The following is a 14,044-nucleotide window of genomic DNA, read 5'->3' as shown; positions in this document are numbered from 1 at the left end:
CGCTCAGACCAAACCGGTGACTCACCTGGCAACTACATCAGCGCAACCGCTGCGCGCGCTTACTGCACGGTGCCGCCACTGGTGTCCTGCCCGTTGCCCACCTGAATGCGACGCGGGGTGGCCGCCGGACGCTTGGGAATGCGGATTTCCAGCACACCGTTATGCCCGGCTGCGGTGATGCCGTCGGCATCGGCGCTATCGGGCAGCGCGAAGCGGCGGTGGAAGCTGCCGTAGCGGCGCTCGATACGCGAGAAGCGCTCGGTCTCGGTGCTGGACTCGCCCTTGCGCTCGCCCTTGATCGACAGGATGCCCTTGTCCATCTGCACCTCGATCTGGCTGGGGTCGATCCCCGGCAGGTCGGCATACAGCACGAAGTGATTGGCCTCTTCCTTGATGTCCACACGCGGCACCCACTGCGCGGTCACCACCGCCGATTCGTCGGTGTCGCCGTTCTGTTCGAAGAAGCGGTCGAACACATGCTTGATCTCGTTTTGCAGGGCGTGGGTGGGCCACTGGGGATAACGAACGATGTTCATTGCGAGCCTCCAAAAGGTTGGGTAAGGGGCCGGCGGCGGCGGCATGCGCACACCGCGCCGGCCATGTGCGTCAGATAGGCGTCGCGCTGCGGATTTCAAGCGCGTTGACGCGCCTTTCCCCTGCCCTTTTCTAGAATTCGTTCAGCCACAGGAGCACAGCCCCATGACCATCGCCGTTGGTGACAGCATTCCCGAAGTGGTGCTCAAGCGCATGCGCGAAGGCATCGAGGCGGTCGACACCCATACCCTGTTTGCCGGCCGCAAGGTGCTGCTGTTCGCGGTGCCGGGCGCATTCACGCCGACCTGTTCGGCCAAGCATCTGCCGGGCTACGTGGAGCACTTCGAAGCGTTCCGCAAACGCGGTATTGAAGTACTGTGCACCGCCGTCAACGACCCGTTCGTGATGCAGGCCTGGGGCCGCAGCCAGTTGCTACCCGACGGCCTGCATCTGCTGCCCGACGGCAATGCCGAACTTGCCCGCGCCCTGGGCCTGGAAATCGACGCGAGCGGCTCGGGCATGGGCCTGCGCTCGCGTCGCTACGCGCTGTATGCCGACGACGGCGTGGTCAAGGCCTTGTTCGTCGAAGAGCCCGGCGAATTCAAGGTGTCTGCAGCCGATTACGTGCTGCAGCACCTGCCCGATTGAAGCGTAAGTCCCCCGTCCACTCAGAAGGAAAACGGCCAGCCATGTCTGATCAGCCAGCCAGCACCACCCCCGCCGGTATCACCGATACCGCCACCCTGCGCGCCCGCGCACGCCAGAGCATCGAAGACGGCGCCATCACCGAGAGCTACCATGCCGATCGCGAAAAGGTGATCGAGTTGCTCAACACCGCGCTCGCCACCGAATACGTGTGCACCTTGCGCTACTACCGCCATTACTTCATGGCCAAGGGCATGTTGGCCGATGCGGTCAAGGGCGAATTCCTGGAGCACGCGCAGCAGGAACAGGCGCACGCGCACAAGCTTGCCGAGCGCATCGTGCAACTGGGCGGCGAACCAGACCTCAACCCGGACACCCTGACCAAGCGTTCGCACGCCGAATACAAGGAAGGCACCGACCTGCGCGACATGGTCAAGGAAAACCTGATTGCCGAGCGCATCGCCATCGACAGCTACCGCGAGATGATCGATTTCATCGGCGATAAGGACACCACCACCAAGCGCATCCTGGAAAGCATCCTGGCCCAGGAAGAAGAGCACGCCGACGAGTTCGCCGACATGCTGGAAGGCTGGATTGGCGAATGAGGTGATCGGTGTGGTGCTGCGCACCGCATGCATTAAACGCGCGGCCAATTTGCACGTGACTGCAACCGCGATGCGCTACGTCATGCCAGATGACCGCATCGGCATGACGCGAACACCACGACAGCGATGACGAAACAGACAGGGCGCCGCGTGCGCCCTGTCTGTTTTCGGCGCATGCCGCACGATAACGCGACCGCGTCAGCAAGTCGCAAGCTCGATACCACCGCTTCTGGTAGGAGCGCCCTCGGGCGCGACGGGCCTTACCGGTAACGCCCATCGCGCCCAGGGGCGCTCCTACATTGGGTTGGCCGGGCTACCCCCGAAACAGCGATACGCACGAATCGGCTGCCGCGCACGTTGCGCAGACGTCTTCAGCGAACGATGCAGCAGAATCGCGGTAGCTACCGCTTCTCGTAGGAGCGCCCCCGGGCGCGACGAGCCTTACCGGTAACGCCCATCGCGCCCAGGGGCGCTCCTACATTGGGTTGGCCGGGCTACCCCCCGAAACAGCGATACGGACGAATCCGGTGCCACACACGTTGCGCAGACGTCATCAGCGAACGATGCAGCAGACTCGCGATACCCACCGCTTCTCGTAGGAGCGCCCTTGGGCGCGACGGGCCTTACCGGTAACGCCCGTCGCCCCCGGGGCGCTCCTACATGTCAGCTGGCGATCGATCACGCTGGTGCGGCGCTCAGCGCAATACGCGAAACCGCAGTTGCGTCCAGGCGCCGTCGCTGGCCATGGCGGTCAGCGTGTGCGCACCTGTCTCGGCAAAGTCGCGCTGGAATGCCTGGCGCCCGCTTGTCTGCGCGATCCAGCGGCCGTCCAGCAGCCAGTCGATGCGCGCCTCGCTGCCCAGTGCGCGCAGCTGCAGGCGCACCGGACGTGCGGTGTCGTTGGCGCGCGCCAGGGTGGCGCGGTCGGTCAGGCCGTCGATCCGCAGCACGCCGCCGCCAGTCATGCGCCCATCCGGCAGGCAGTCCGGCGCCAGTGGCGGCAGTTGCGCGGCGTGACGTTCTGCGGCGCTGAGCCAGGGTGACACCAGTGCCGGCCAGCGCGCCAATGCACGCGCCGCACGCGCGTGCGGCTGGGTGCATTCCTGTGACAGGCGCAGGCCGCTGCGCGCGTCCACCTCGAACTGCAGCTGCCCGCTTTGCCACAGACGTGCATCGCGCTCGGCAAAGGTGGGCGGCACCGCGCCGTCGAGCGCGTAGGCGTCGGCACGGCGCGCGCACAAGGGCGGTGGCGTCTGGTCAGCCGCACCACCCAGTGGCCAGCAGATCTGCACGGGCTGCACCGTGGCCGGCATCGGCAGCGGCGCACTGTCGCCGGCACTGCGCGGCAAGGCATCGATGACTTCAAACATCAATGGCAACGCAGTCACCGCGCCGTACTGGCCGGGCAACGGCGTGCCATCCGGCCGCCCCACCCACACGCCCACGGTGTAACGCCGCGTGCCACCGATCGCCCAGGCATCGCGGTAGCCATAGCTGGTACCGGTCTTCCACGCCACGCCCGGACGCGCTGCGGTATCGAAGGTGCCGCTGCCGTAGCCAGGGCGCGGATTGCTCTGCAGGATCTCGCGCACGATCCAGGCCGCGCCCGGCGACATCAGCCGGCGCTCGACGCGCGCATCACCCGGCGTATAGCGCACACGCCCGGCGATGCCGCCGCGATTGAGCGCGGCGAATGCGCCCACCAGTTCCTGCAATTGCGCGCCGGTGCCACCCAGGATCACGGCCAGCGACGGCGTACTGCCACGCGGGAAATGCAGGGCGATGCCGGCATTGCCCAATCGCGCGGCAAAGCGCGCCGGGCCGATGCGATCGAGCAGATCCACTGCCGGCACGTTCAGCGACAAGCGCAATGCAGTGGCTGCGCTCACCGGGCCATTGAAGGCTGCATCGAAGTTGCCCGGCCGGTAGTCGCCAAAGCTCTGCGGCGCGTCTACCAGCAGGCTCTCCGAGTGGATCAGGCCATCGTCCAGCGCCATGCCGTACAGGAACGGCTTGAGCGTGGAGCCGGGCGAGCGCCAGGCCTGCACCATGTCCACATGCCCCAGCCGCTGACGATCGCCGAAGCTGGCCGAGCCGACATAGGCGCGCGCTTCCATGCTGGCGTTGTCCACCACCAGCAAGGCTGCCGAGGTGCGCTCGGGCAGCTGCGAAAAATACGTGGCCACGCGCTCTTCCAGCGTGCGCTGCAACTCCACATCCAGCGTGGTCACGATGCGCGCCGCGCGCGGTTGCGCGCTGTGCAGGCGCTGGGCAAGCAAGGCTGCATGCAACGGCGGCTTGAGCGAGCGCGTGACCACCGGTTCGATGCGCGCGTCGTCCACCTGCGCGCGCGACCACACGCCAAGCTCCACCATGCGATCGAGCACCTTGTCGCGGGCACGTTGCGCCGCTTCCGGGTGACGGTCCGGCCGCAGCCGGCTGGGCGATTGCGGCAGCACCGCCAGCAACGCGGCTTCGGCCTGCGACAACGCTTTCGCCGGTTTACCCAGATACGCCCAGCTGGCCGCTTCCACGCCTTCGATGGTGCCGCCGTAGGGCGCGCGTTCCAGGTAAAGGTTGAGAATCTCGCGCTTGCTCAGGTGCGCTTCCAGCTGCAATGCGCGCAACAGCTGCTTGGCCTTGCCCCATGGCGTGCGCGTGTGCGGGTCCAGAATGCGCGCCACCTGCATGGTCAGCGTGGAGCCGCCGGACACGATGCGGCCCTGCCCAATCCACTGCCCGCCGGCACGCAGCAGCCCCCACGGATTGACGCCGGGATGGCGCCAGAACCAGCGGTCTTCGTAATTGAGCAATGCCTGCAGATACAGCGGCGATACGCTCTGCGGCGTGGCCGGATAGCGCCACACGCCATTGCGGTCGGCAAACGCACGTAACGGCGTGCCGTCGCGCGCAACCACCAGGGTGGAGGTGTCGCGGGATTTGGGCAACGGCAACGGGAAGGCCAGGTCGAGCAGCAGCAGGACGCTCAACAGTGCTGCCGCGCTCCAGCGCAGCCATGTCAACCAGGGCCGGCGCCCTGCTCGGCCCGGCTGCTTGGTTGCCGCCCCGCGCTGCGGCGTCCGCTCTGTCCTTGTCTGCGTGTGTTCGTCCATCGTGCAAAGCATGCAGGCCAAACCGGTTTTCGGCCACTGCTACGTCGCAGTCGCAAATACGAATCCGTACCTGACGCAACGGCGATGTTGCTGTCAGTCGACTCTTGTGACCCTGCAGCGCTCACATTCACGTCATAGCGGGTGCTCGGCGGCTGAAGCAGTCCGCACGCTATCACCATAGCCTGCCTAGTGTCCCTGCGCCGATGATCTTCCGGAGGTGCGCCCCCTGACCAGTACAGTACGGTTGCAATTTAATCGCTGCTGGAGGAAAACCCTGTTGTCGCTCTAACGCTGTTCGAGCGTGGCGCGATAGCGCAACAAGGCTTCCGGCGCATCGGTCTGAATGATCGACACGCCATCGCGGTACATCCGTCCCCACACCTTGTCCGGGTCGCGCTCGGCATCGGCGTCGCCACCGTAGCCGGCAATGAAGCCATCCCACAACGAATTGACCATCAGCCTGACGTTGTGTGCCTTGCTCACCGCCACCAATGCCGGTAATTGCGCGGCGGCCATCTTGGGCAACTCAAACGCCATCGGACGCGCATTGCGCGTCTGCGCGGTGGCAATGGCGGCAAGGTCGGCATTGCCGTGCGCATTGATCAGGATCGGGAAGAAGTACACGGTGTCGAACGGCACCATCGCTGCCAGCGGTGGCATGGCGATGCCCGCCTCGGCCTTGACGATCACCTGATGCTGCATGCCGGCCCGCGCGACCGCGTCGATCACTTGCACGTAGATCGCATCCTTGACGTCCAGGTTGAGCAGGATGTGCCCTTTGGCCTTGGCAAGCATCTGGTCGAGCGTTACCACGCGCTGGTCGGTGAGCGGTGCCTGTGCGCCACCTTCATCGCTGCGCAGGCGCAGTTTTTGCAGGTCGCTCAGCGTGAGCTCGGACAGCTTGCCGGTGCCATCGGTGGTGCGGTCCACGGTGGCATCGTGCAGCATCACCAGCGTGCCATCGGCCGCGCGTCGCACATCGGTTTCCATCACATCAGCACCGATTGCGATGCAGCGCTCCAGGGCAGCGAGCGAGTTCTCTGGTGCGGTATCGGTGAAGCCGTGCTGTGGCGCGGCGGCATGGCAACCGCGGTGCGCCACTACCACGATACCGCCCTGCGGGTTGGTCAGGCGTGCCTGGATCGCGGCGACGCCCGCAGGCGCTGCGCTCGCTGTGGTGACCACGGCAGCGCACAGCAAGGCGGCGAGGATGGCAATGGAACGTGATGTCATTCGAACAACTCCAATCAGGTGACTTGCAAAACCACTGTGCGGCGCAGATGCATTGCCGAGTGGCGTGCTCGCCGCTGTAGATGCAGATGCAGATGAAGGGTGTAGGTTGTAGTGATGCGCTTCTGGACGGCAGCACTCCGGCGGGATGGCACAGCTCTACAACATTGCCAACGCAAACTGATCGCGCTTACAACGCCGGCGTAAACCGCAGACCCACCCAGTAGGTGGTGGGCACCGAATAACTATCCTTGAGCAGGTTCTGCCCCGGGCCGGTCACGCTGGTGATGCGGCTGTGGGTGATGTTGCTGACCTGGCCGATCAGGCTCAATTGCTTGCTGACCGCATAGGTGGCAGTGAAATCCAGCTGCGAGCGCGGCGACCAGTACAGGTCCTGCCAATCGATATTGCTGACGATGGACCGCAATGCCTTGCCTTGCCGGTTGTAGGCTGCGCGCAGCTCCAGCCCGCCGGTGTTGTAGAACAGCGTGGCGTTGGCGGTGTAGTCCGGCTGCCCAACCAGATTATCGAGTTTGCGCTCGCGTTGGGTCAGGCTGCTGCCGCTGCCAACGCTGTAAGGCATATCGAGGCTGCCATCGAGCACCGCGACATTGGCGCTGAAACCGACACCGCTCAACCACGGCGCGATGGGCGCCAGCGTATTGACGATGCCGTTGAGCTCCACACCGCGGATACGCGCCTTGGCCGCATTTGCCGGCGTGCTGATCAACGCATTCGCGTAAGTGGTGCCATCGAAAGTGAAGCTATCGGTGCGCGAGAGCGTAAAGATCTCGTCCTGGATGCGCTTGTCGAACACGGCAGCGGAGGCGAATGCGTCGAAGTCGCCGGGCAGGCGCCATTCCAGCGATAGATCCAGGTTGTTGGACACGCGCGGCTTGATGTCCGGGTTGCCGATGGTGACGGTGACGCCCTGCGCATTCGGATTACCGGCATCCGCCGTATTGACGAAGCCGATCGAGGTGCGCGCCGCATAGGCATCGTACGGTGGGCGGCCCAGCGTGCGGCTCGCACCGGCGCGCAGGTCCAGTGCGTCGGTCAGGTGATAGGTCATGATGGCCGACGGCAACAGGTAGTCGTAGTCCGCGCTGGTTGGGTTATCGACGTACACGTAGCGATTGCTTGCTGCATCCAGCTGCCGCTGGCGGCCGACCGTGTCGAGCCTGGTGCTGTCGAAATGCACGCCTGCCTGCACGTTGAAGCGGTCGCTGCGATAGCTGACCAGGCCGTAGCTGCCGAAGGTTTTTTCGGTATGACTAAAGTTGTCCTGATTACTGAAGGCCTGCTGGTCGGTACTATTGAACGCGCTCAACGGCGTGGCGGCCAGCACGCGATTGGCCTTGTTCGGGTCGATGCTCAGCAGGTTCAAACCGGCGTAGCGCATCGGCGCCCTGCCGGTGCCGACCACATCGGCCAGGCCGAACGTGGGCGCTGTCGTGTTGGGCTGATACTCGACACGAAAGATATCGTAGGACGGCTTGTCGGTGGTGTACGACACGCCCGCCGCGAAACCGACGCCCTGATCGCTTTCCCCTTGATTGAAGCCGTAATCGAACCGGCCGGTGAGGATGCGATCGGCCGCGGTGCGCTTATAGTCCGGGCGCCAGTACGACAGGCTGTAGTTGTCGAGGGTGTTGTACGCCCGCGGCGATACCGCGAAGCGTTGATCGAAACCGGAGGTGTCGTAGTTGAACGCATAATTTGGCGTGGCATTGATGGTCACGCCACTGCCGGTCTGGCCCACCGGCACCGGCGCGGCACGGGTGATGCCGGTGGCGTACTTGATCATGCGGATCGGCTCGTCGTAGGTCGCATCGGACCATGCACCGCGCACGGAAAACTGCTGCCGATCAGTGGGCCGCCAGATGGTGCCCAACTGCGCGACCTTGGTGCGCGTGGTGACGATCTGGTTCGAGTAACCCACCTCGATGTCGCCACCCGGATAACTGCCGGAGGTGGCAGTCTGATTGAATACCTGGTTGCGGTTGCGCGGGTCGATGATGACCTCGTTGCGCTCCATGTCGTCCTTGAATAGTAGTAGCCGGCCATCGCATACGCTTCGAGCGCGGCACTGGGTCGCATCTCGAACTTGCCAGTGACGCCGTAGCGGTTGCGCTGATTTTGCACGTACCAATACTTGTCCTGCTGCGGCACTGCCCAGCCATTGCCGAGATTGGCGCCGGTCTGCAGCACGCCGTTGTTGTCGTAGAACCCGTAATGCACTGTGTCGGTGGTCATGTGGGTTTCGGTGTAACTGCTCAGGCTCTGGTAATTGGCCGACAGGGTGAACCCGTACTGCTGCTCGCTGCCGAAGGTGCGGCTGCCGGTGGCGTTCAAGCGATAACCGGGGTCGTCCTGATCGCGCGGTTTGCCTACATCGTTGGCGTGGCCTAGCGCCGCCTCGGCGCTGAAGAACGGCTTGCCGCCGTTTTCGAATGCGCTGCGGGTCTTGAGATTGATTGCACCGCCGGTGGCATTGGGATCCAGGTCGGGGGTGAACGTCTTGACCACCTGCAACTCGCTGACCATCGAGGCGGGCAGCAAATCCAGACGCACGCCGCGGGTGATCGAACCGAGCGTCCCGTTCGGCGTACCGGGCGAGGCGATGGTCAGTCCGTCAATGGTGACGTTGTTATACGACGGCCCCAGGCCACGCAATACCGGCGTGGCGGCTTCATCGCGGGGATGCTCGTTGTCGGTGGCCGGCAACACCGACAGGCCGGGCACGCGGCGCAACGCTTCGACGATGGTGCTGTCGGGCAAGGCGCGTACGTCGGTGGCGCTGATCACATCGGTGATGTTGGTCGCCGCACGCTTGCTCTCCACCGCCGCCGCATTGGCGCGGCGCACGCCGGTGACCTGCATTGCATCGAGGGTTTGTACGCCTGATGCGGTGGTGGGCGGCCTGTCGGTGTTGGTTGCATCGTCCTGTATCGATGACGACGATGCAGGGTCTCTGGAATCTGCGGAGGCCTCTGCTGACACCGAAGAGCCTTGCATTGCGGGCGCAATCCCCGCACCGGACGTGGTTGCCTCGCCATTCTCGGTTGTCGCTGTAACTGCGCTTGCCGATGCGCTCCTGGCCGTGGCCATCGCCGCAGAAGACGTCTGAGACGAGGCGTCGACTGCAATCGCTGCGCGCTCGTTGGCGGATGCCTGCGAGGCAGGCGAACAGGCCGCGATGGCCACGGCGAGAACGGACAGGTGCACACGGAACGAATCGGAGCGCTGCATGGAATCCCGTAAGTCGCGCAGCAATCACGCCGCGCCGATGAGAAAGCACGCCACCGTAGCCCGTAAAAATGACCCCTGCGTGTCGGCCGCATCGCACCGAAAAGACAGCGCGCAGCGATGTCGCCGCGTGCGAAGCAAGAGCTCAGCACTTACCTAGAACTCGGCGGTTGCAATAAAAAACCCCTCTCCCACCGGGAGAGGGGTTGGGGTGAGGGTACGGGGCAAAGCCACTCATGTCGTTCCAAACACATGGGGCTTCGCACGTACCCTCATCCGCCCCTGCGGGGCACCTTCTCCCAACGGGAGAAGGGCCGCTTCAGCGATCGGACATCGCCCCTCTCCCACCGGGAGAGGGGTTGGGGAGAGGGTACGGGGCAAAGCCATTCATGCCTTTCCAAACACACGGGGCTTCGCACGCACCCTCATCCGCCCCTGCGGGGCACCTTCTCCCAACGGGAGAAGGGTAGCTTCAGCGATCGGACATCGCCCCTCTCCCACCGGGAGAGGGGTTGGGGTGAGGGTACGGGGCAAAGCCACTCATGTCTTTCCAAACACACGGGGCTTTGCACGTACCCTCATCCGCCCCTACGGGGCACCTTCTCCCAACGGGAGAAGGGTAACTTCAGCGGCCGGCCATCCTTCTTCTCCCAACGGGAAAGGACCAACGCATCACCTACGGCTGCACCACCGTCATCGTGGCCGGCGTGCTGCGGCCCACGCCACGTAGCTCCGGTCGATACATATCTTCCACCAATGACGGCGGCACCGTGTACGTACCCGGCGAGACTGCGCGTACCAGGTAGTACACCTGCGCCTTGCTGCCCGAGGACAGCGCCAGCGCGGCCACATAGCGGTCGTCGCGGAACTCTTCGTGCTTGACGTCGGCGGCGCTGGAACGCTCGCTGATGCCGATGCCGTCCACCACCACGTCGGCCCACTGTTTGGCATCGCCGAGATTGAAATTCTCGATCTCCAGCCCGGCCGGCAACAGGTCGGTGAGCAAGGCGTCGGGCATGTTGCTGTTGGCGGTGATGGTGACGCGCACGATCAACGCTTCGCCTTCCTTCAAGGCCTGCGGTGTCCACGGCTTGCCGTCAGTGGTGTACCAGCTGCGCTCCACGCTGAGATGGCGCGTGTCCGGCTCCGGTGCGCTGCGCGGGATGCCGGCCACTTCCAGGCTGGCATACATCGGGGCTTCGCCCTGCGGTGCGAACTGCACGCCGCGTGCCAGCGCTGCACTGTCGAAACTGCGCCCGAACAAACGTGCGGGGGCGATCTGCTGTGCATCGCCGCCGACCGTCAGCGTGCCGGACACCTGCTTGCCCTGCCCCACCATCAGCGCCTTGCCCAGGCGCGCCAGGGCGACCTGTTCCTGCGTGCTCAGCCACAGCCAGCCGGTGGCGCGACGTGCATCCAGCGCGCGCCCGAGGGCCACCGCACGGGTGTCGTACTCGGGCTTGGACAAGCCACGCTCGTGCAGCAACGCCATCATCAGCGCGTCGTCGCGGATCGCGCTGCCGTAATCGCCGAAATACGGCGGCCGCTCGCTGCTGTCCTTGGCAAAGCCGGCCTTGATCGCCGCATCGCCGCGCTTGGTGTCGCCCTGCAGCGACAACGCCACACCCAGGTGCACCAGCGACAGACCGGTCAGCGCCTTGTCGCGCTGGTTGTCGTACAGCGCGCGCAAGGTGCCCAGCGGGGCGCGATTGACGCGCGCCAGGACATAGCCCGACCAGGCCTGATTGGCGAACTTCAGGTTGTCGCGGCGGTCCTGCCCGTAGAACTCGTTGCCGCCGGACAACAGGTCTTCGCTCAAACGATTGAGCGCCTTCTGCAGCACGTTGTCGGGCACCGCAAAGCCGGCGTCCTTGGCATCGAGCAGGAACTCGGCGATATACGGCGTCAGCCCCGGGTTGACGTAGCCATCGTCGCCCCACATCGAAAAATGCCCGCTGGCGATCTGCATCGACGCCAGCCGGCCGAACGCGCCTTCCATGCGCTCGCGGCGCTTGGCCGCTTCCAGCCCCTTGGTCCCCAGCGCCCTGGCGGTGGCATCGTCGAGCAACAGCGCCGCGTAGCCCTTGCTAGTGGTCTGCTCGGCGCAGCCGTACGGGTACTCCAACGCGCCTTGCAGGGCGCTGGCGAACGGAATCGGCGGCAGCGGGCTGACCACCATGCGCGCGGTCACCGACCCGGCCATCAGGCCATCGGCGAAGCTGCTGTCCAGGGTGATCGGCGCCAGCGGGTCGAGCACACGCGTCTGCGCACGCAACACCTGCGGCCAGCCGGCACGTACCGGCAGCTCGTAGCTGCGATCGGCCTTGAAGCCGTTGCCATCCACGCGCACACGCACCTTGGCCACGCTGTAGCCTTCGGTGGCGCTCAGCGGAAAGCTCAGCGTCTGCTTGGCGTCCACAGCCAGCTTGACGCTGCGCGCCGCCTCGGCGATGGCGAGCGGGCCGATGCCTTCCACACGCACGCTGAACTCGCCCGGTTTGCCGGTGAAGTTCTGCACATCCAGCGTCACCGTGCTGCGGTCGCCCGGGGCCATCACCCGCGGCATGCTGGCCTCGGCCAGGATCGGCGCGCGCACGATGGTTTCCATGTCGCGGTTGCCGTAACGCGTGTCCGAGTACACCAATGCCGACACCCGCAAGGTGCCGTTGAAATCCGGCACCGGTAGTTGCACGCGTGCGTTGCCCTTGGCATCGAGTGTCACCGAGCCGGAGAACAGGTCCACGGTCTGTACGCGCGCGGTCGGGCGCTTGGCCTGCGGCAAGGCTTCCAGTGCCATGTCGCCGCCGAACTTGAGCTTGCCGCTGGCGCCTTCGAAGCTTTCGATCACCCGCCCGTAGATGTCATAGGCATCGGTGCCCAGGCGGCGCTGCGCGAAGAACTGCGCGTTGGCATCGGGCACCGGGAAACGGGTGATGTTGAGGATGCCCACGTCCACTGCCGAAATGGTCACGTGCGCAGCCTTACCGGCCAGCTCGGGCACGCTCACCGTCACCGGCAGGGGTTGCTCGGGGCGCATCTGTTTGGGTGCGGACACGCCCACCGCCACACGCCGTGCCTTGCGGTCCATCGGCACATGCGCCACGCCCACCGCACGCGCGGGGGTGATCTTGCTCGGCGCGGTGCCGCCGCGGAACACCAGCGCGGTGACATAGACGTCGTGCCGCTCCCAGGCTTCCGTGACCGGGAGTTCAAACGTGCTGCCCGGCTTGACGTCGATGTCCTGCACGTACAGCAGCTTGTCGCTTTCCACCAGCAGCACGCCCTTGCCGGCATGTGGCGGGGTCAGCGTCACCTTAAGCGTGTCGCCGGCGCGGTAGCCGGTCTTGTCCAGCGCCAGCTTGACCTTGTCCGGGCGCGCGTCCAGGCCGCGGTTTTCATCGTTCCAGCTCCAGCCCGCACGGAACGGGTAACGTGTGGTCAGCCCGCTCGCCGGGTCGAACACATCCAGGCGGTATTCGCCCCACTCCACCGGGAAATCGATCTTGGCATTGGCGCTGCCCACGTCCAGCGTGCGCGTGTCCTTGTTCTCGAAGCGGCGGGTGAAGTCGTAATCCCAATGGTTGTCGGTGTAGTTCCAGTGGTAGTCGCGCAGCTCGCGCACCAGGGTGGCTTTCAACCCCTTGGCCGGCTGCGGTTTGCCATCGGCATCCACGCGGGTGATTTCAAAACGCGCATTGCTGTTGGCGTCGGCACCATCGGCGTCGTCGAACAAGGGGCGCACACCGACCAGCGCCTTGGCCGGCCACAGCACCCGCTTGAGGGTACGGGTGACGGTGCGCCCGCCGGTTTCATACACGCTGCCGGAGACTACTGCCGCAATCGTGCTGACCGGCTTGGCCTCGGCCGGCAACGCGATGTCTTCGCGCAGGATGCCGTCGCTGCCGAACTCGGTATCGATCACGTCCTTGGCTTCGCGCGGCAGTTCCAGCGTCGGGTCGCCGAAGAACCAGCCCGGCAACGATTCGAGCGGATGCTGCTCCACGCTGACGGCCAGCTTGGCGGTGAAACGGTTGCCATCGGCCGGTGCGCCGTACAGGTACGCGGCATTGGCCACCAGCTTGAACGGCTGCCCGGCGCCCAGGGTCTTTTGCGTGCTGTCCAGGTCCAGCTTCATGCGCTCGGGCAGGAACTCTTCCACGCGCACGGTCATGCCCTGCACGGCGTCCTTGCTGGCCGGGTCGGTGCGGAATTCCACCTGCCAGCGGCCAGTCGGCGCATCGGCCGGGATCTGCTGGGTGAACTCGAAATAGCCCTGCTCGCCGGGCTGCAGTTTGGTCTCGCGGAACGTCTTGCCGTCCGGTTGTTTCAGGCGCAGGAACACCGGTTGCGGCTTGGTCGGCTTGCCGTCGTTGTCGCGCAGGATCGCCGAGACACGCATGGTCTCACCGGGGCGATACAGGTCGCGACCTGCCCAGGCAAACACATCGAACCACGCGCTCTGGCGCCCGGCCACGGCGAACTCGCTCAGATCCAATGCCGGCTGATTGAATGGCAGCAACGACACATCGGTCTTGCTGCGCGCGGTCAGCACGTGGCCGGCATCAAGCGTGTAGTTGAGCAATGCGTTGCCGTTGCCGTCGGTGACACCTTTCAGGAACAGCTCGCCCTTGGCATCGAGGATGCGCAATTCCACGTTCTTGATCGGCT

At 65.2% G+C, this 14,044-nt stretch carries 6 protein-coding genes and 1 pseudogene; 2 read left to right on the top strand and 5 right to left on the bottom strand.

Features of this window, described 5'->3' with window-relative positions; translation table 11 throughout:
- Positions 1–59: 59 nt before the first annotated feature.
- Positions 60–536, bottom strand: coding sequence for an Hsp20/alpha crystallin family protein (locus OZ10_RS15030; RefSeq protein ID WP_039407972.1), 477 nt, complete (start codon positions 534–536; stop codon positions 60–62).
- A 163-nt stretch (positions 537–699) separates the two neighbouring features.
- Here OZ10_RS15030 and OZ10_RS15025 point away from each other — a divergent pair, with 163 nt between their 5' ends.
- Positions 700–1,182: a peroxiredoxin gene (locus OZ10_RS15025; protein WP_039407975.1), complete on the top strand. Its 483-nt coding sequence runs from the start codon at positions 700–702 to the stop codon at positions 1,180–1,182.
- A 41-nt stretch (positions 1,183–1,223) separates the two neighbouring features.
- Complete coding sequence (locus OZ10_RS15020) at positions 1,224–1,784, top strand: ferritin-like domain-containing protein (protein ID WP_039407977.1); 561 nt, start codon at positions 1,224–1,226, stop codon at positions 1,782–1,784.
- A gap of 695 nt (positions 1,785–2,479) precedes the next feature.
- Here OZ10_RS15020 and pbpC read toward each other — a convergent pair.
- From pbpC to OZ10_RS15000, 4 genes and pseudogenes are all read right to left on the bottom strand, one after another.
- The gene (pbpC, locus tag OZ10_RS15015; protein ID WP_039565685.1) at positions 2,480–4,897 is read right to left on the bottom strand and encodes a penicillin-binding protein 1C; all 2,418 of its coding nucleotides are present in this window, start codon (positions 4,895–4,897) and stop codon (positions 2,480–2,482) included.
- A 285-nt stretch (positions 4,898–5,182) separates the two neighbouring features.
- Positions 5,183–6,130 carry a glycerophosphodiester phosphodiesterase family protein gene (locus tag OZ10_RS15010; protein ID WP_039565684.1) on the bottom strand — a complete coding sequence of 316 codons (948 nt, stop codon included), beginning with the start codon at positions 6,128–6,130 and terminating at the stop codon, positions 5,183–5,185.
- A gap of 187 nt (positions 6,131–6,317) precedes the next feature.
- Positions 6,318–9,379 (bottom strand): annotated as a pseudogene (locus OZ10_RS15005) (TonB-dependent receptor).
- 673 nt (positions 9,380–10,052) lie between these two features.
- Positions 10,053–14,044, bottom strand: a 3,992-nt coding sequence (locus OZ10_RS15000; protein WP_039565682.1) for an alpha-2-macroglobulin family protein, incomplete at its 5' end; no start/stop codon positions are given.

It is taken from the genome of Xanthomonas cannabis pv. cannabis (genome assembly GCF_000802365.1).
Classification (GTDB): Bacteria; Pseudomonadota; Gammaproteobacteria; order Xanthomonadales; family Xanthomonadaceae; genus Xanthomonas; species Xanthomonas cannabis.
This window is presented reverse-complemented; position numbering and strand designations above follow the sequence as displayed.